Here is a 16,328-nt window from a genome sequence, read left to right on the forward strand (position 1 = left end):
CCTTGGCACTGCATAAGAGACTTGACCATGAGCTATGAACTGACCGAGACCGAGCGCAATGCCGCGCTGCAACTGAACGCCGACTACCGCTTTGATCACTTCATCAGCAAGCTGGTCGAGCACGAAGAGCTGTTCGTGCTGACCGACGAACACGGCGTCATGATGCTGACCACCGAAGACGAAGACTGCATCCCGGTATGGCCGCACCCCGAATACGCCCAGGCCTGGGCCGAAGGCGAGTGGGCTGAATGCAAGCCGCAGTCCATCACCCTCAAGGTGTGGCTGGAGCGCTGGGTGGACGGCATGGAGCAGGATGAGCTCTGCGTGGCCGTGTTCCCGACCCCGGATCAGGAAGGCATCGTACTCGAGCCTGCCGATGTGGCCGATGCGGTTGCCCAGAAGCAGGCCAAGCGCGGTTAATTCCCCTCCGCTTGTGCTAAACACAACCCCGCCATTGGCGGGGTTGTGTCGTTTTGGGCATCCGATGAAGAACTCAGGGCTGCAGGTAGCGGGTGTCGCGGATATTGACCTGAGGGTAGCGGGTGCCTTGCTTGATGGCGTTCAGGGTCTCCTTCTTCACCGTCTCATCTATCCAGAACAGACCGCCGTAGCTGTAGCCGGAGTTGAAGCCATCGAGGGGCCAATAGAGCACTTCGCTCTTGGCGGTGGCAATCTCCTTGGGCAGTTTTATCCAGCGCCAGGCCCCTTCCCGGGTATAGGGAACCTGATAGGTGGGCACGAAGCTGGCAAGCTCATAGAGCCGGGCCTGGATCTGCCGTGACAGTTCGGCTTTCTTGGCAAAATCGAACTCCTTGTCGTACTGCTCCACCAGGGCCGTGATGGCGTCATCATCGATGTTCATGATGTTGTTGGTCTGTGGCTTGTGGGCGTTGACCTTGTGGAAATATTCCCAGTAGGCGGGATAACGTCCCGTACTCCAGGCCATCCAGGCGCTCTGGTGTTTCTTCTCCAGCATGGCCTTGAAGCCCGCTGAGGCATCCATCAGGTTGAGCTCCAGATTAAGACCCGCTTTTTTGGCCTCTTCACGCAGCAGGGTGAGGCGCTGGGAGTGCTCCGAGGTGGTGTAGATCACGTTCAGTGACAGTGATCTGCCCTTGGCATCTTGCAATATGCCCTCTGGCCCGGCTTTGGTGAAACCCGCCTTGGCGAAATAGTCGCGCGCGAGCGCAGGGTCGAAGGGCCGCGCCTTGAGGGCGTTATTGGTGAAGTCTCCCTGGCCGGATCCATAGTTGTTGAGGCGCTGGTAGTCGCCACGCAGCAAGGTACTCAGCATCTTGTCGATGTTGAGGGCGTACTGGATGCCGAGCCGGACATTGAGGTCGCTCAGCAAAGGGTCATCGATGTTGAGATAGAGGCCGCTCGGGGATTGCGGGGTCTGGGTATAGAACCAGATACGGTTTATGTAGCCCTTGTCAAATTCGGGGGTCTTGGTCTTGTCGTGCCACCAGTTCGGGATCACCAGTCCGAAGGTATCCAGCTCGCCGCGCAGGAAGTGCTGCCAGGCAATGTTGAGATCGCGCAACACCTTGATCTGGATACGGTCGGGATTGAACCTGTGCTGGAAGTAGCGCTCGTCGTTACCCCACCAGTCGGGAATGCGGCTGAAGGTAACGGATTTGCCCTTCTTGACCTCGCTGAGCTGATAGGGGCCCGTCACCGGCAATACCTTCCAGTTGTACTCCCGCACCCAGTTGTCATCGAGTGTGATGGCGTGACTGGGCTCGGGGGAGAAGGGGAGGGAATCGAGCAAGTCTTCCCGGCTCTTCTCGCTGCCGCTGGTGATGGCCAGAGTGTGGTCATCGAACTTGATCACATCGACAATTTGAGTGCTGTAGTAGTTGTTGTACCAGGGGGCATTGATCTGCTTGCTGCGCAGCATCTTGAGGGTGAACAGGAAGTCGTCTGCGCTGACCGGTACGCCATCGGACCAGCGGGCCTTGGGGTTGATGCGAAAATACATGGTCTTGTGATCGGCTCCGAACGCCCACTGGTTGGCCAGCATGGGGATCGGATTGCCGGTGTCGGGGTGGCTGGCCAGCAGAGGCAACCGGTTTTCCCGCATATAACCGGCGAAGGCGCCATTGGCATCGGGGCCATAGTTGCGCAGGGTCAGCGGAAAACTGGTCATGAAGGTCCGAAAGGTACCGCCCCGCTGGGCAGCCGGATCGGCATAGACGGGATCCGTATCGTTGCTTTCCCACTTGAGATCCGTTGGCAGGGTGGCACTCCAGCCCAGCTGAGTCCAGCACAGGGCGAGGGCGGCGGCCCCCAGGTGATTCAGTCGCATATCCTTTGCTTCCTTGTCGTGGCTGCGTGTTGAGGCGTTTATTTTACAATAGCGGGCCAAGCCATTGGCATGGCCCATCATGAGAGGGCATCAGGCCCGGGTCAATGGTTTGGACAGGGCCAACCGCCCCCCCAGCAGGTGGACCAGGAAGCCGAGCAGCACCAGCGCCGAGCCCAGCCACTGCAAGGGGGTTGGATGCTCATCGAGCAAGATGGCGGCAGTCACCATGCCGACGCAGGGGACCAGCAGGGAGAGCGGCGCCACTTGGGCTACGGGGTAGCGCATCAGCAAGCGGCCCCACAGCCCGTAGCCGAGCCAGGTGGCAACCAGCGAGAGATAAAGCACGCAGAGCAACCCTTTCCAGCTGAACTGTTGCAGGCTATGGACGATAAGCGCCGGCCCCTCGAACAGCCAGGAGAGGGCGAGAAAAGGCACTATGGGCACCAGGCCACCCCAGGCGATCAGGCTCGGCAAGGCCACCTGATAGCGCAGCCCAATCTGGCGGTTGATGACGTTACCGAGGCCCCAGCAAGCGGAGGCGCACAGGGTCAGCACGAAGCCGAGCAGGGTCAGGTTGCCTTCCCCATGAGTGGCGATGAGGTAGAGACCGGCTCCTGCCAACGGCAGGGCGACCCAGTGGTGGGGCTGCCAGCGTTCTCCCAGCCAGATCATGGCGAACAGCAGGGTAAATACCACTTGAGATTGCAGCACCAGGGAGGCCATGCCTGCGGGCATGCCAAACTTCATGGCGCTAAACAGGAAGGCAAACTGGGCCAGGCTGATGGTTCCGCCGTAGGCGAGCAGCCAGCGCCAGGGGATGGTGGGTTTTGGTACCAGCAAGATGGCGGGAAAGACCACGCCGACAAAACGCAATGCGCCCAGCAGCAGGGGCGGTATGCCGTCCAGCCCCCACTTGATCACCACGAAATTGAGACCCCAGCAGAGGATAACCAGGGCTGCCAGACACTTGTCCTTGGCTTGCATGACACATCCTTGTTTGATAGCGAAGGTAATGATCCCGCCAGGACAGGCAGGCAAGGTGTCGAGCATAACCTCGACAGGGTGCCCGGCGTCAACCGGAACGCCAGTTTCAGGCTGATTTAGGTGTCCGTTGAGGGGGGAGCCGGCACTCGATACAAGATGCCAATGCTCAAAGCCGCCTGTGATGGGGTCATCCCCTGGCGAGCTGCCTTGATTGTCCAAGTGTCAGGGAAGTGCTCGGGAGGGGTTGCGCAGACTAAACTCCAAGGGAGAGCACCCGCGGTGCGGGTCCTGATTAATGGTAAATATGGAGGTACCCCATGAGCGATCACTCCCTGCTTCCCCATGGCGAGGATCTGCGCCGGGCGGTACGCTGGTTGGCCGAGGGACACGCCAGTGATCCCCATGCTATCGAGGAGGCCTGCCTGCGCTTCGATCTCTCTCCCCTCGATGGAGAGTTTCTCATCACCCACTGGACCGCGCCTGGCAGCGGTACCGATCGGCCAGCCTGAGCGCGGCCGGCGCCGGACTCCCTTATAGCGCCGTGGTGTCGTCAGATGAAATGAGCGAGGGTGATGCCATAATCCTTGGGATCCACGGTGCTCTCTATGGTCTCATTGACGCTGGCTTTGGCAAGGTCGAGCAGTTGCACCTCCAGATAGTGCCGTTGGGTGGCGTGATAGATCACCTTGACCAGGGGCTTGAGTGGCGCGAGCTCGTTGCGTTGCATCACCAGGGCCAGGCGCTGATTGGAGAGCAGTACCAGAGTGCCAACCGGATAGACCCCCATGCACTTGATAAAACGCGTCACCAGTCCCTCATCGAAGTGAGTGACAGCCCCCTTGAGCAGGATCCTGAACGCCTGGGTCGGCTGCATCCCCTGCTTGTAGACCCTGTCTGCCGTCACCGCATCATAGACATCGACAATGGCGCTCATGCGCGTGTAGAGCGAGAGCTGCTCTCCCTTGAGGCGGCGGGGGTAACCTGAGCCATCCAGCCGCTCATGGTGGTTGGCGGCCACCTCCAGCATGGTGGGGGTGATACCCGTCGTCGCCTTGAGGATGTCGTGGCTGTGCACCACATGCTCGCGCATGATGGCAAACTCTTCGTCAGTCAGCTTGCCCGGTTTGTTGAGCACGGCATCCGGGGTCATTATCTTGCCCACATCGTGGAGCAGCCCTCCCAGGGTCAACTCCTTGAGCACGCTGCGCTCGAGCCCCAGATAGCGGCCGAAGTTGGCGAGCAGTATGGCCACATTCATGGAGTGTTCCATCAGGTAGGCATCCTTGGCCCGGATGCGGGCCAGGCAGAGCATGGCATCCCCGTGACTGAACATGGTGTCGACCATCTCCTCGGCCACGGTGGCGAGCGAGGTGATATCGATGGGTTCGCCCGCCTTGAGCTGGCGAATGAACTTGCCTTGCAGCTCACGGGCTTCTTGATAGAGGCGGCGGATCTTGAGCTCGCGCCCCTCACCCGGGACACGGGGCCCCTGGGGGGCAGTCATCGAGAGAGAGGAGCTGTCTGGTTGCTCGGCGGCACAAGGGGGAGAAGCCTTGGCCAGCTTGCTACGACTGAGATCGACCCGCACCCTCAGCACGCCGCGGGTCACCAGGGCCGCAATCTGGCGCTCATCGTTGACCCGGCCTGTCTGGGCAATCTCCATGTCGCCCCGTTGGCTGATGATGGCTACCACGAACATGCCGGGTTTGAGGCTACTGATGGCAATGACGGGATGGGGGGAGGCTGAGATCATAGGGTTCTGCCTTTATGATGGTGCCTGGTCACTTAGGCTGATTATGGGGCGAGTCTACCACTGGTTTCGGAGGCCGTCACAGGCCCGGCGGGCGTTAATGCTGGAGTTGTCACGGTTGGCCGATATAATGTCGCCCTTTTCCCGATGGCAATGTTGAGGTAGTGAATGCGGCTCGATAAATTTCTTTGCGACTGTTCCGATCTGACCCGCTCCCTGGCGGGCCGAGTGATCAGGCGAGGAGAGGTCATAGTGGATGGCATCGTGGTCAAACAACCCGCTTTCCATATCAACGAACAGAGCCAGATCGAGTTTGACGGCGTCATGTTGAGCCTCGACAGGCGCAACCGCTACTTCATGCTGCATAAACCGGAAGGCTATGTCTGCTCCAATGAGGATCCGGATCACACGACGGTGTTCGCGCTGCTGGATGAGCCGGCCATCGGCAAGCTGCATGTGGTGGGGCGCCTCGATCTCGATACCACAGGCCTGGTGCTGATCAGCGACGATGGCCAGTGGTCCCATCGCATCACCTCGCCTCGCCACGAGTGTGCCAAGACCTACCGCGTCTGGCTGGCGGACCCTGTGCATCAGGATGCAGTCTCGCTGTTTGCCGATGGGGTTTTCCTGCGCAACGAGACCGATAAAACGCGCCCGGCCAAGCTCGAGCTGTTGGGGGAGTGCGAGGCGCGGCTGACCATCCAAGAGGGCAAGTACCATCAGGTCAAGCGGATGTTCGCCTCCATCGGCAACAAGGTGGTCGGCCTGCACCGTGAGCAGATAGGCCAGCTGATGCTGGATGAGACCTTGGAACTTGGCGAGTATCGTGAGCTGACTGACGAAGAGATTGCCCTGTTCTGAGTCACCTGGTGCCCAGCCACATTGCCTGGGCAGGAGTGGGGATATGGGATGGGAAAACGGCGGGGGCTGACAGGCTCCCGCCGTTTTTTTATGGCTTCTCATCCCCTCCCTGAGGGTCAGGGAGCGGCGTTGCCCACAGGGGCGGCGCCTGTTCAACAGGTCCCATGGGGGAGGGCATGACTCAATGGCTGCCACTCATGCCCAGCACCAGAATGGTACCCAGGGTGGCGAGCAGGGCACCCGCCCAGGCGGGTAGGCTGGGGCGCTGACCCGAATGCCACCAGAGCAGGGGGAGCAACACCACAGGGGTGGTGGCGGAGAGAATGGCCACCATGCCCACATCCCCCTGGCGCAGGGCAACCAGGATCAGTGTCATCCCCAAGGCCATGGCCAGGAAACCATTGACTCCAATCATGGCGAGAATGGGGCGATTGATGGGGTTGAGGGGCATGGCGAGGGGCACCCGCAGCAGGCGCAGCACGCAATGGGCAAACAGGGCGCTGGCCATGCGCACCCCGGAGGCGCTGACCGGATCTATGTCGCTGCCGGCCATCACCGGCTTGGCAATGATGGCCCCCAGGCTCTGACACAGGGCGGCAGTCAGACCCAGCCCTATGCCGATGGCGATGTGGCCGCGAACCTGCTCCCAGTCATGGGACTGGCCGCGCCGACCGAAGAGTATGGCCAGCATGACCCCGGTGAGCACCAGCAGGGCGCCAAGCAGCCGCCAGCCGGTGAGCGTCTCGTCAAACAGCCAGAGACCGAGCAGGGCGGAGAAGAGCGCATGGCAGGAGAAAAGCAGGCCGCTGCGGCGGGGGCCGAGTCGGTTCATGCAGGCGAACAGGGCGGTATCGCCAATGAAGATGCCGATGAGACCCGAGAGGATCAGCAGAGGCACGGCCCCGGCGCTCAGGCTCTGCCAGCCACCCGTTGCCAGACTGGCCCCCCCCAGCATCAGACTGACCAGGAACATGCGCCAGCGACTGTAGGCGAAGGCCCCCAGATGGCGAGCCGGTTTGACCGATATCAGGGCGGCAACCGCCCATAAACTGGCGGCAGCCAGCGCCAGCCACTCGTACCCCATAAAGACCTCTGAACATCCAGTCCGAAAGCCGAGTCAGGCGGCGACCTGTGCCACTCCCCGACCTTCATGACAACAACGAAAAAGTAGCTGCAAAGCCGTAGCAGGCCCCGCCCTGCACCCGTGACTCATACTGCATAAAGACTGCGGCGTCTCAAGGGGGAAAGGTGCGGCAAACCGTTGCCTGCGCCAGTCATCCGGATTTCATGCCAACGACGAAAAAAAATGCCCGAAAGACTCCATCTCAGGGGCGAGCCGGATACAATACGGGGCGTTTTCGGGGATAACAAGGACGGCATCATGCATTCGTCATCAGGCGCGCCGTCGGCCTTCCCCTCATGTTTGGTAAAGCATTGCGAAAAGAGGTCAGTTGTATGTATCACCGTCTTGTCCATCCCGCCCTGCGCCGGATCTCTCCCCTGTTGTGCGCCTTGCTATGTGGCGGCACCTTGAGCCAGGTGGCCCTCGCCACGCCCGTGGATGCCGCCCCGGATCTCGCCCCCCGTCAGACCCTGGTCAAGGGCAATGGTGCCGAGCCCGAATCCCTGGATCCGGCCCTGGTGCGCAGCGGCTTTCCCGGTGAAGTGATCCTGGTCGACTTGTTCGAGGGATTGGTGAGCGAAAATGGCGAGGGCAAGATAGTACCGGCCCAGGCCATGAGGTGGGAGCAGAGCCCGGATGGGTTGGAGTGGCGTTTCTTCCTGCGTCCCAACCTGCACTGGTCGAATGGCACGCCCCTCAAGGCGGAGGATTTTGTCTATGCCTGGCGCCGTTTGCTCGATCCCGCCCTGGCCTCTCCCTCGGCGGGGCTGATGCTGGCCACGGGCATCAACAATGCCGCTTCCATCTATGCCGGTGCCCTGGATCTTGACTCGCTGGGGGTGGTTGCAGAGGGGGATCAGATCCTCAAGGTGACCCTGGAGCGGCCCGTCCCCTATTTTCTGCAGCTCATCAGTCAGCGCCCCTTCGTGCCGGTGCCACGGCAAGTGATTGCCGAATTTGGCAAGGGGTGGACCCAGCCCGCTCATCTCGTCAGCAATGGTGCCTATCGGCTCACTAGCTGGGTGATGAACGAGCGGCTGGAGGCCGAGCGCAACCCCGCTTATTGGGACAACGGCCACACTCGCATCGATAGGGTCACCTATCTGCCGCTCGCTTCCCAGCATGCCGAACGACTGCGCTACGAGGCGGGAGAGATCCAGCTCACCAACCGGGTCGCCCAGGATTACTATGCCCGCATCAAGGCCACTGCCCCTGAACGGCTCTGGGGCCTGCCGCTGCTCGGCACCTATCTCTATAGCTTCAACATGAACAAACCCGAGTTGCAGGATGTGCGGGTACGCCAGGCCCTGAGCATGGTGATCGACCGCCAGCTGCTGACCGACAAGGTGAGTGCTCAGGGGGAGCTGCCCAGCTGGCGCCTGCTGCCAGATATGCCGGGTTATACGGCCACCACCCCTGAGCTGGCGAATGCCTCCCAGGATATCCGCAGCGCCATGGCCGTTAAGCTCCTCAAGGAAGCGGGCATCGACGAGACTCATCCCCTGCGCCTGACCCTCATCTACAACAGCTCGGAGAACCACAAACGCATGGCGCTGGCGGTGGCCAGCATGTGGAAGCCCCTCGGGGTCGAGGTCGAACTGCGCAACATGGAGTGGAATGCCTATCAGCTTGCCAAGAACAGCGGTGACTTCATGGTGGCGCGATCCTTCCTGTTTGGTGACTATGTGGAACCCTCTGCCATGCTCAATGCCCTGCGCTGCCTGGATCCGCAAAACGAGAGTGGCTACTGCAACCCTCACTATGATCAACTGTTAGAGCAGGCCGCGGCGACCCTGGATGAGCAGCGCCGCAGCCACCTCTATCAGCAGGCCGAGCGTCTGATAGAGCAGGATGTGCCCGTCATCCCTCTCTATCACTACAACCAGATGCGGCTGGTCGATCCCCAATTGCGTGGCTTGCCCAGCAGCAATCTCAAGGGGGCGATCGCCACCAAGGATCTCTATTTCGTGACTCCTTCAGGGGCCAAGTGATGAGACTCGCCATTCTCTCTGATCTGCATGGCAGCCTGAGCGCCTTTGACGGTGTCATGGCCTGGCTCGGGCCCTGGCAGCCGGATCACTTGCTGCTGCTCGGGGACCTGCTGAGCCATGGTCCGCGCAATCCCGTACCCGAGGGCTACCAGCCGGCGGCGCTGGCCGCACGACTCAATGGCCTGGCCAGTCGCATTCTGGCGGTGCGAGGGAACTGTGATTCGGAAGTGGATCAGATGCTGCTCGATTTCCCCATGATGGCGCCCTACAACCAACTGCTGGTCGATGGGCGGCGCTGGTTCATGAGTCATGGTCATCTCTACCACGCCGATGCCGTCCCTCTGCCGCCGGGCAGCCTCTATCTGAGCGGTCATACCCACCTGCCCGAGCTGAGGCGCACAGGGCAGGGCGAGCAACGGCGAGTCATGGTCAATCCGGGCTCCCTCTGTTTTCCCCGGGGCGAGCTGCCTGCCAGCCTGGTCTGCTATGAAGCGGGGGAGCTGAGTCTGCGGGCGGCGCAGGATGGACGGGTGCTGCAGCGGCTCTCTCTGGCAGAGGGGTCTGCCTGAGCAGGGGTGAGGGGAGATGATAGTGGTGAGCCTGAGTGCCCAGCCCGATGGTTAGGCGGCTCACGAGTGAAGATCGGCGATGAGTAAAGCGAAAAGGGTGCCCTGAGGGGCCGGGAAGGCAGACGGGAGAGGCTAGGCCTTGATCCCCGGAGAGCGGGTGCCGGAGCGGGTGTTTCCCTTGGCATCATAGGTGAGCGAGTTTCTGTCTCGCAGCTGGTTCAGGAAACCGGCCAGGCGACGATTGGAGACAATACTCAGCTCCAGCAGGCGACCATTGGTATCGTTTTGTTGCTGGCAGGCGACCAGCGCATCGGCGATCCTGGCCATGATATCCGGCTGGTGTGCGAGCCTATCCTGAAGATCGGGCTGCTCGGCCAGACTGGTATCAAGCGCCTCTATGGCACCTAGCAACTGCTGTTTACGTTCTGCCAGGGTCGGCAACTCCAAGGCTCTGCGCTGCTTGAGCAGTTCAAACTCCTCGCTCAGCAAACCCTGCATCTGGGTCAGCTGATCATGCTGTTGTTGCAGCAGTGCAGCCAGACTCATCATCCCAGGGTTTTTTCCAGCTTGGCTTCGAAGCTGAACATCTTCTTGGCAACGGCTTCGCCATTGACCTGGTACTGGCCACTGGCCACGGCTTTCTTCAGGCTTTCCACCCGGCTCTCATTCCCGGTCGATGCCGAGTTGAGGTTTTTTTGTACTTGTTGCAACTGTTGCGCCTCACTGGTCAGGGAGACTGAATCGACCTTGACCTGAGTGGTGCGGGCATCTTGTCCGCCGTTGGTCGACTTGGCCACGCTGCTCTGGCTGTTACCGGTATTTTGTACCCGATTACCTGCCAAGTTGTTGATATTGTTAATAGCCATCTTGGTTACCTTTATTCGCTTTGCTGCCTGCTTACCCGTTTATCGGTCTAAGCTACCGGAACTTTAGGGAAAATTACCAAAAAATTCATTCAGAAGCTGACAATAACGGAGCCGACTGAATTCACCTTGCCCTGTACCGTCCTGCCGGACCTGATATTAACCAGCTTGATCATGTCGCCGAAGCTACCATCTTGCAAGGCGCGCGCCATGGTTTTGATCTGCATGCTGCTGTTTTCGGCGATGAGGGTAACCTGATCGCCCTTGCAGATCACACAGATCTGATTCAGGCGCAGCGGTTGGCCGGGTCTGAGTTCGCGTTTGCTGCGAGTACCGACCAGCGCCTCTATGTCCTGTATATAGTCACCACGGATCAGGGTCTGATCCTCGTAGGCCTGGATAAGCTGGTTGCGACCGAGAATATCCCCCTTGGCGATGGCTTCCGAGACGGTGATATAGGGCTTCTGGATACTGACTCGCACCGGCAGATAGAGATCCCAGCCCGGCGTCTCGTTGCACTTGAGGTAGACAGTGGTGTTGCGTCTGATCTCCATCTTGGCAGGCAGGCTGATGTCGAGATCATGCTCGCAGGCCGTGAGTTGCAAGCGGGTATCTATGCTGGCGGCACTGAGCTCGGCACGGGCATCGAGGGGCAAGGAGAGCTGATCGCGCACGAACTCCTCCGCCCGGGTTTGCAACCCGGCATTGATGTCGGACGCCAGGGCCTTGTTGGCCCCGCTGAGCAGCAACAGGATGAGGAAAAGTCTGTTAATCATTTTCGTCCGCTGGTCGATAAGTGGATAACGTATAAGACAACTGTTCACTATGCTCGCGCCAAGATGGGTTCCTGGAACCGCTGGGAATCTGGCGCGAGTCAACATGGCGCATGCACAACATGCATGAATAATGCCAGGCGTTTTTAGGGAGTGTGTATGGCCGGTATTCTGGACTCGGTAAACCAACGGACTCAACTGGTCGGGCAAAATCGCCTGGAGTTGCTGCTGTTTCGACTCAATGGGCGTCAACGATTTGGCATCAACGTCTTCAAGGTGCGCGAGGTGTTGCAGTGCCCGCCCTTGACTGTCATGCCCAAGCTCAATCCCTGCATTCGCGGTGTGGCGCACATTCGTGGCCAGACTATCTCGGTGATCGATATCAGCATGGCCATGGGTAACAGGCCCATCGCCGATCTCTCCAAGTGCTTCATTATCATCTCGGAATACAACAGATCCATCCAGGGCTTCCTGGTGCAGTCGGTCGAACGCATCATCAACATGAACTGGGAATCTATCTTGCCACCCCCCAAGGGGGCAGGACGGATCAACTACATGACAGCGGTCACCGAGGTGGATGGCGAATTGGTGGAGATCCTCGATGTGGAGCGGATCCTCAACGAGATCTCCCCGGTCTCGACCGAAGTGAGCCAGGAGCTGGTGGCGGTGAGCGCAGAGCACAATACCCAGGGACGGCCGGTGCTGGTGGCCGATGACTCCTCGGTGGCGCGCAAACAGGTGCAGCGGGCGCTCGATGCCATCGGTGTGCAATGCGTGCTGGCAAAAGATGGCCGCGAGGCCCTCAACATGCTGCTGGAGATGGCCAAAAATGGCCCCATCAAGGATCAAATCGCCCTGGTCATCTCGGACATAGAGATGCCCGAGATGGATGGTTACACCTTCACCGCCGAGATCCGCAACAATCCCAGCCTGAAGGATTTACATGTTATCCTGCACACCTCCCTCAGTGGGGTGTTCAACCAGGCCATGGTGCAGAAGGTCGGGGCGAACAATTTTATCGCCAAGTTTCAGCCCGATGAGTTGGCCAAGGCCGTTCAAGGCGCACTCTAAAACAAGAAGAACGCATACATGAAGACACTGTCAGACGACTTATATAAGCAATTCAGCAGCTTTCTGGCGCTGCAGTGCGGAATTGTGCTGGGTGACAACAAGCAATACCTGGTGAAGAGCCGCCTGTCCCCCTTGATGGCTCAGTTTGGCATCGAGAGTCTGTCTGAATTGGTGACCCGTTCCATGAGCCTGCGTGAGCGGGAGTTGAAGATGGCGGTGGTCGATGCCATGACCACCAATGAGACCCTCTGGTTTCGGGATGCTTATCCCTTCCAGCTGCTCACCGACAAGATCTTCCCGGAGCTGGGCAAGAGTGGCCGCCCCATCAAGATCTGGTCGGCGGCCTCCTCCTCGGGTCAGGAGCCTTACTCCATCGCCATGTCGGCGCTGGAGCAGCAGGTCAAACGCCCTGGTACCTTGCCGGGCGGGGTACAGATCATCGGCACAGACATCTCCACCACCATGCTCAATCAGTGCAAGGAAGGGGTATACGACAGCCTGGCGCTGGCCCGCGGCCTCTCCCCTGAGCGCAAGAAGTTGTTCTTCGAGCCCCATGGTGACAACAAGATGCGGGTCGTGGATCGTGTCAGAAAATTGACAACCTTCCGCCCCCTGAATCTGCTGGAAAGCTACAGCCTGCTCGGCAAGTTCGACATCATCTTCTGCCGCAATGTGCTCATCTACTTTGCCCCGGAAGTGAAGTCGAAGATCCTCAACCAGTTCGCGGCCAGCCTGAATCCGGGCGGCTACCTGATGCTGGGTGCCTCGGAGTCCCTGGCGGGCCTCACCGACAGGTTCGAGATGATCCGCTGCAACCCCGGTATTGTTTACAAAGTCAAATAACCCCTCCCATATCTTCCTTTGGCACACCTCTTGCTAAGAATCCAGCAAGCAGGAGGTGTGTTATGGCAATTTCATTCGACAAGGCTTTTGGTGTTCATCAATACACGTTGAGCGTGCGCGCCAAACGTGCCGAGGTGCTATCTAGCAATATCGCGAACGCGGATACCCCAGGCTTCAAGGCCCGGGACATCAACTTCGGCGATGCCATGGCCCAGGCGCAGCAGCATCAACAGGGGTTCAGTCTGGCCACGACCAGCGAGCGCCACTTTGCCTTGAACATGGACAAGCCGGGCACATCCCAGTACCGCAACCCGCTCCAGCCCGACACCGGGGACGGCAACACCGTCGATCTGCAGCAGGAACGCAGCGAGTTTTTGCGCAACAGTCTCGAATACCAGACCTCGGTCGAGTTCATGAACGGCAAGATAAGCGGCCTGCTCAAGGCCCTCAAGGGAGAGCAGGGATGATGAAGCCTGACGCTTTGTTATGCCTGATCGCTTCCCGCTTCAGCAATGATCCGATACGCCGCGGCCTGGACCAGGCCTTGCAACAAAACCAAGGAGCACAGCAATGAGTTTGTTCAAGGTCTTTGACATCGCAGGTTCTGCCATGAGTGCCCAGTCGGTACGACTCAATACCGTGGCTAGCAACATGGCCAACGCCGACAGCGTCAGCTCCAGTGTGGAAGGAACTTACCATGCCAGGCGGCCAGTTTTTGCCGCCCAGCTGGAGCAGGCCATGTCCGATGGCCAGGGGTCGGTCGGCGTCGAGGTGAAGGGCATCGTTGAGAGCAAGGCACCGCTGCTCAAGGAGTTCAATCCCAATCACCCCATGGCCGACAAGGATGGCTTCATCTTCAAACCCAATGTCAACATGGTCGAGGAGATGGCTGACATGATCAGCGCCTCGCGCAGTTACCAAACCAACGTCCAGATTGCCGATTCTGCCAAGCGCATGCTGCAGCAGACCCTCAATCTCGGTAAGTCCTGATAGGGGGCGGCAAGTAAATGGCAGATACCTATGACAGCGTACTGGGCGTCAATCGCGTTGCATCGAACCAGACCGCAAACACCGTCCAGAAAAAGGAGTTGGATCAGGAGTCTTTCCTCAAGCTGCTCACTATGCAGCTCTCCTATCAGGATCCCTTCAAGCCGGTAGATAACGCCCAGATGTTGTCCCAGATGACGTCCATGTCTACCTCCGAGGGGATCAACAATCTCTCCTCCCAGATGGAGAGCCTCAACAGCTTGATGACCTCGAGCCAGGCGCTGCAGGCCTCGGCACTGGTCGGCCAGGATGTGTTGATCCCGTCCAATACCGGTTATCTGGAAAAGGGCGGCGACATCTCGGGGGTTATTGCAACCGGTGATGGCGGCAGCAACGTCAAGGTGACGGTGAAAGATGAGAGTGGCCAGGTGGTCAAGGAGTTTGCCCTCGAGGGCGATCACCAGGGCAACGTGGCCTTCAGTTGGGATGGCCTGGACAAGGATGGCAATCCCGCCAAGACAGGCAAGTACCAGATTGAAGCCAGCGCAACGGTCGCGGGCAAGTCCGAGAGTCTGCCGGCCCTGACCTATGCCCAGGTGGAGAGTGTCACCCTGGGCTCGGCCAGCTCACCCAGCACCCTGAAACTCAAAGGGCTGGGCGGTATCTACCTCACGGATGTGCTGGAAATTTCCGGTTCTGGCAGCAAGTCGACCCCGACGCCCACCCCAACCAATAACGCAGTGATCTAAGGAGAAAGACATGTCATTTAACAATGCCCTCAGTGGCGTCAATGCGGCTCAAAAAGACCTGAACGTCACCGCGAACAACATTGCCAACGTCAACACCATCGGCTTCAAGGAGTCCCGCGCCGAGTTTGCCGATGTCTATGCCAACTCCATCTTCGTCAACTCCAAGACCCAGGTGGGCAATGGTGTGGCGACCGGTGCCGTGGCGCAGCAGTTCCAGCAAGGGGCCTTGCAATTTACCAACAACTCCCTGGATCTCGCCATTCAGGGCAATGGCTTCTTCGTCACCTCGGATGGGGTCAATGCCCTGGATCGCAGCTACACCCGGGCCGGTGCCTTCAAGCTCAATGAAAACAGCTACATGGTCAATAACTCCGGCGGTTTCCTGCAGGGGTACGAGATCAATGCCGACGGTACTCCCAAGGCGGTGAGCCTCAATGCCACCAAGCCAATCCAGATCCCGGACAAGGCGGGTGAGCCCAAACAGACCACCACGGTCGAGGCCAGCTTCAACCTGCCTGCGACTGCGACCCCTCAGGTCGTCAACCCCTCTACCTTCGATCCCAAGGATTCATCCACCTATTCGTCGTCCACCTCTGTGGTTTCCTACGACTCCCTTGGTGAGCCTCATACCATCACCCAGTACTTCGTCAAGGATGCGGATGCGACCGACCCCACCAAGTCGGCCAACCCGACCTCCTGGCGCATGTATCTGTATGAGGGCGACAAACCCATCGATATCACCGGTGGTGCCATCACTACGCCGGCAACCGGGGTGGCCACCCCCCCGCTCAGCGCCAGTATCACGTTCAATGCCGATGGCAAGGTGAACACCATTACCCCGGCCATCATCAAGACCGAAGCCCTGGGTACGCCGGGGGCGGGCGTCATCGACAATGGCGCCGATCCCACCCAGGAGATCGAAATCAAGTTCGGCACTGTGACCCAGTACTCGTCTCCCTTCGAAGTCAATAAATTGACCCAGGATGGCTCCACGGTAGGACGGTTGACCAAGGTCGAGATCACCAATGACGGCATCGTCTCCGCGACCTACAGCAACGCGACCACGGTCAAGGTGGCCATGGTGGCCATGGCCAAGTTTGCCAACGCCCAGGGGCTGACTCAGGTGGGTGATACCTCCTGGCGTGAATCCCTGCTCTCCGGCGATGGTCTGCCTGGCACCCCGAACTCGGGCACCTTCGGTTCCATCAAGTCGTCGGCCCTGGAGCAATCCAACGTGGATTTGACCTCGGAGCTGGTGGATCTCATCACGGCCCAGCGCAACTTCCAGGCGAACTCCCGTTCTCTGGAAATCAACAGCTCGCTGCAACAGACCATATTGCAGATCCGCTGATAAGTTTGTGGCTAGCACACAAGGGCGCCTCGGCGCCCTTTCTTTATATATCAACACCTTAAAACCAATCTAATCTTCTTGGCATCTTAATTGCTTTATTCCAGG

At 59.4% G+C, this 16,328-nt stretch carries 18 protein-coding genes; 11 read left to right on the plus strand and 7 right to left on the minus strand.

Annotation, left to right across the window (positions count from 1 at the left end):
- Positions 1–27 precede the first annotated feature (27 nt).
- The gene (locus M2367_RS02730; protein ID WP_259235842.1) at positions 28–420 is read left to right on the plus strand and encodes a DUF2750 domain-containing protein; all 393 of its coding nucleotides are present in this window, start codon (positions 28–30) and stop codon (positions 418–420) included.
- Positions 421–493: 73 nt separating this feature from the next.
- Here the strand turns inward: M2367_RS02730 and M2367_RS02735 are convergent, their stop codons facing one another.
- Positions 494–2,308 (minus strand): extracellular solute-binding protein, encoded by a 1,815-nt coding sequence (locus M2367_RS02735; RefSeq protein WP_259235696.1) that lies wholly within the window; start codon positions 2,306–2,308, stop codon positions 494–496.
- Positions 2,309–2,398: 90 nt separating this feature from the next.
- Positions 2,399–3,292, minus strand: coding sequence for an EamA family transporter (locus M2367_RS02740; RefSeq protein ID WP_042043309.1), 894 nt, complete (start codon positions 3,290–3,292; stop codon positions 2,399–2,401).
- Between the two features lie 317 nt (positions 3,293–3,609).
- Here M2367_RS02740 and M2367_RS02745 point away from each other — a divergent pair, with 317 nt between their 5' ends.
- On the plus strand, positions 3,610–3,801 hold the full coding sequence (locus M2367_RS02745) for a hypothetical protein (protein ID WP_259235697.1): 192 nt from the start codon (positions 3,610–3,612) through the stop codon (positions 3,799–3,801).
- 41 nt (positions 3,802–3,842) lie between these two features.
- Here the strand turns inward: M2367_RS02745 and M2367_RS02750 are convergent, their stop codons facing one another.
- Complete coding sequence (locus M2367_RS02750; RefSeq protein ID WP_259235698.1) at positions 3,843–5,045, minus strand: HD-GYP domain-containing protein; 1,203 nt, start codon at positions 5,043–5,045, stop codon at positions 3,843–3,845.
- A gap of 165 nt (positions 5,046–5,210) precedes the next feature.
- Between M2367_RS02750 and rsuA the strand changes: the two genes are divergently transcribed.
- Positions 5,211–5,903, plus strand: coding sequence for a 16S rRNA pseudouridine(516) synthase RsuA (rsuA, locus tag M2367_RS02755; RefSeq protein ID WP_259235699.1), 693 nt, complete (start codon positions 5,211–5,213; stop codon positions 5,901–5,903).
- Positions 5,904–6,084: 181 nt separating this feature from the next.
- On the opposite strand, the gene M2367_RS02760 is transcribed toward rsuA, so the two are convergent.
- Positions 6,085–6,987: a DMT family transporter gene (locus M2367_RS02760; protein ID WP_042043315.1), complete on the minus strand. Its 903-nt coding sequence runs from the start codon at positions 6,985–6,987 to the stop codon at positions 6,085–6,087.
- A 371-nt stretch (positions 6,988–7,358) separates the two neighbouring features.
- Between M2367_RS02760 and M2367_RS02765 the strand changes: the two genes are divergently transcribed.
- Together M2367_RS02765 and yfcE are read left to right on the plus strand one after the other, a co-directional pair.
- Positions 7,359–9,017, plus strand: a complete 1,659-nt coding sequence (locus tag M2367_RS02765; RefSeq protein ID WP_259235700.1) for a peptide ABC transporter substrate-binding protein — start codon at positions 7,359–7,361, stop codon at positions 9,015–9,017.
- Entirely contained in the window at positions 9,017–9,586 is a 570-nt protein-coding gene (yfcE, locus tag M2367_RS02770; RefSeq protein WP_042043320.1) for a phosphodiesterase, read from the plus strand. The genes M2367_RS02765 and yfcE overlap by 1 nt, the downstream gene beginning before the upstream one ends.
- Before the next feature lie 132 nt (positions 9,587–9,718).
- Here the strand turns inward: yfcE and M2367_RS02775 are convergent, their stop codons facing one another.
- From M2367_RS02775 to flgA, 3 genes are all read right to left on the minus strand, one after another.
- Positions 9,719–10,135 carry a flagella synthesis protein FlgN gene (locus tag M2367_RS02775; RefSeq protein WP_259235701.1) on the minus strand — a complete coding sequence of 139 codons (417 nt, stop codon included), beginning with the start codon at positions 10,133–10,135 and terminating at the stop codon, positions 9,719–9,721.
- The gene (gene flgM / locus M2367_RS02780; protein ID WP_224430828.1) at positions 10,132–10,452 is read right to left on the minus strand and encodes a flagellar biosynthesis anti-sigma factor FlgM; all 321 of its coding nucleotides are present in this window, start codon (positions 10,450–10,452) and stop codon (positions 10,132–10,134) included. The genes M2367_RS02775 and flgM overlap by 4 nt, the downstream gene beginning before the upstream one ends.
- 89 nt (positions 10,453–10,541) lie before the next feature.
- Positions 10,542–11,147, minus strand: coding sequence for a flagellar basal body P-ring formation chaperone FlgA (flgA, locus tag M2367_RS02785; RefSeq protein WP_259235843.1), 606 nt, complete (start codon positions 11,145–11,147; stop codon positions 10,542–10,544).
- Between the two features lie 234 nt (positions 11,148–11,381).
- Between flgA and M2367_RS02790 the strand changes: the two genes are divergently transcribed.
- The 6 genes from M2367_RS02790 to flgE all read left to right on the plus strand — a co-directional run bounded on the left by M2367_RS02790 (position 11,382) and on the right by flgE (position 16,223).
- On the plus strand, positions 11,382–12,293 hold the full coding sequence (locus M2367_RS02790; protein WP_042043323.1) for a chemotaxis protein CheV: 912 nt from the start codon (positions 11,382–11,384) through the stop codon (positions 12,291–12,293).
- 18 nt (positions 12,294–12,311) lie between these two features.
- A complete protein-coding gene (locus M2367_RS02795) occupies positions 12,312–13,136 on the plus strand; it encodes a protein-glutamate O-methyltransferase CheR (protein WP_042043324.1) in 825 nt (274 codons plus the stop codon).
- A 62-nt stretch (positions 13,137–13,198) separates the two neighbouring features.
- Entirely contained in the window at positions 13,199–13,603 is a 405-nt protein-coding gene (gene flgB / locus M2367_RS02800; RefSeq protein WP_042043325.1) for a flagellar basal body rod protein FlgB, read from the plus strand.
- Between the two features lie 103 nt (positions 13,604–13,706).
- On the plus strand, positions 13,707–14,126 hold the full coding sequence (gene flgC, locus M2367_RS02805) for a flagellar basal body rod protein FlgC (RefSeq protein WP_005894515.1): 420 nt from the start codon (positions 13,707–13,709) through the stop codon (positions 14,124–14,126).
- 17 nt (positions 14,127–14,143) lie between these two features.
- Positions 14,144–14,872, plus strand: a complete 729-nt coding sequence (locus M2367_RS02810; protein ID WP_042043327.1) for a flagellar hook assembly protein FlgD — start codon at positions 14,144–14,146, stop codon at positions 14,870–14,872.
- Positions 14,873–14,882: 10 nt separating this feature from the next.
- Complete coding sequence (gene flgE / locus M2367_RS02815) at positions 14,883–16,223, plus strand: flagellar hook protein FlgE (RefSeq protein ID WP_042043329.1); 1,341 nt, start codon at positions 14,883–14,885, stop codon at positions 16,221–16,223.
- The last annotated feature ends 105 nt before the right edge of the window (positions 16,224–16,328 follow it).

Source organism: Aeromonas sp. BIGb0445 (genome assembly GCF_024809075.1).
Classification (GTDB): domain Bacteria; phylum Pseudomonadota; class Gammaproteobacteria; order Enterobacterales; family Aeromonadaceae; genus Aeromonas; species Aeromonas rivuli.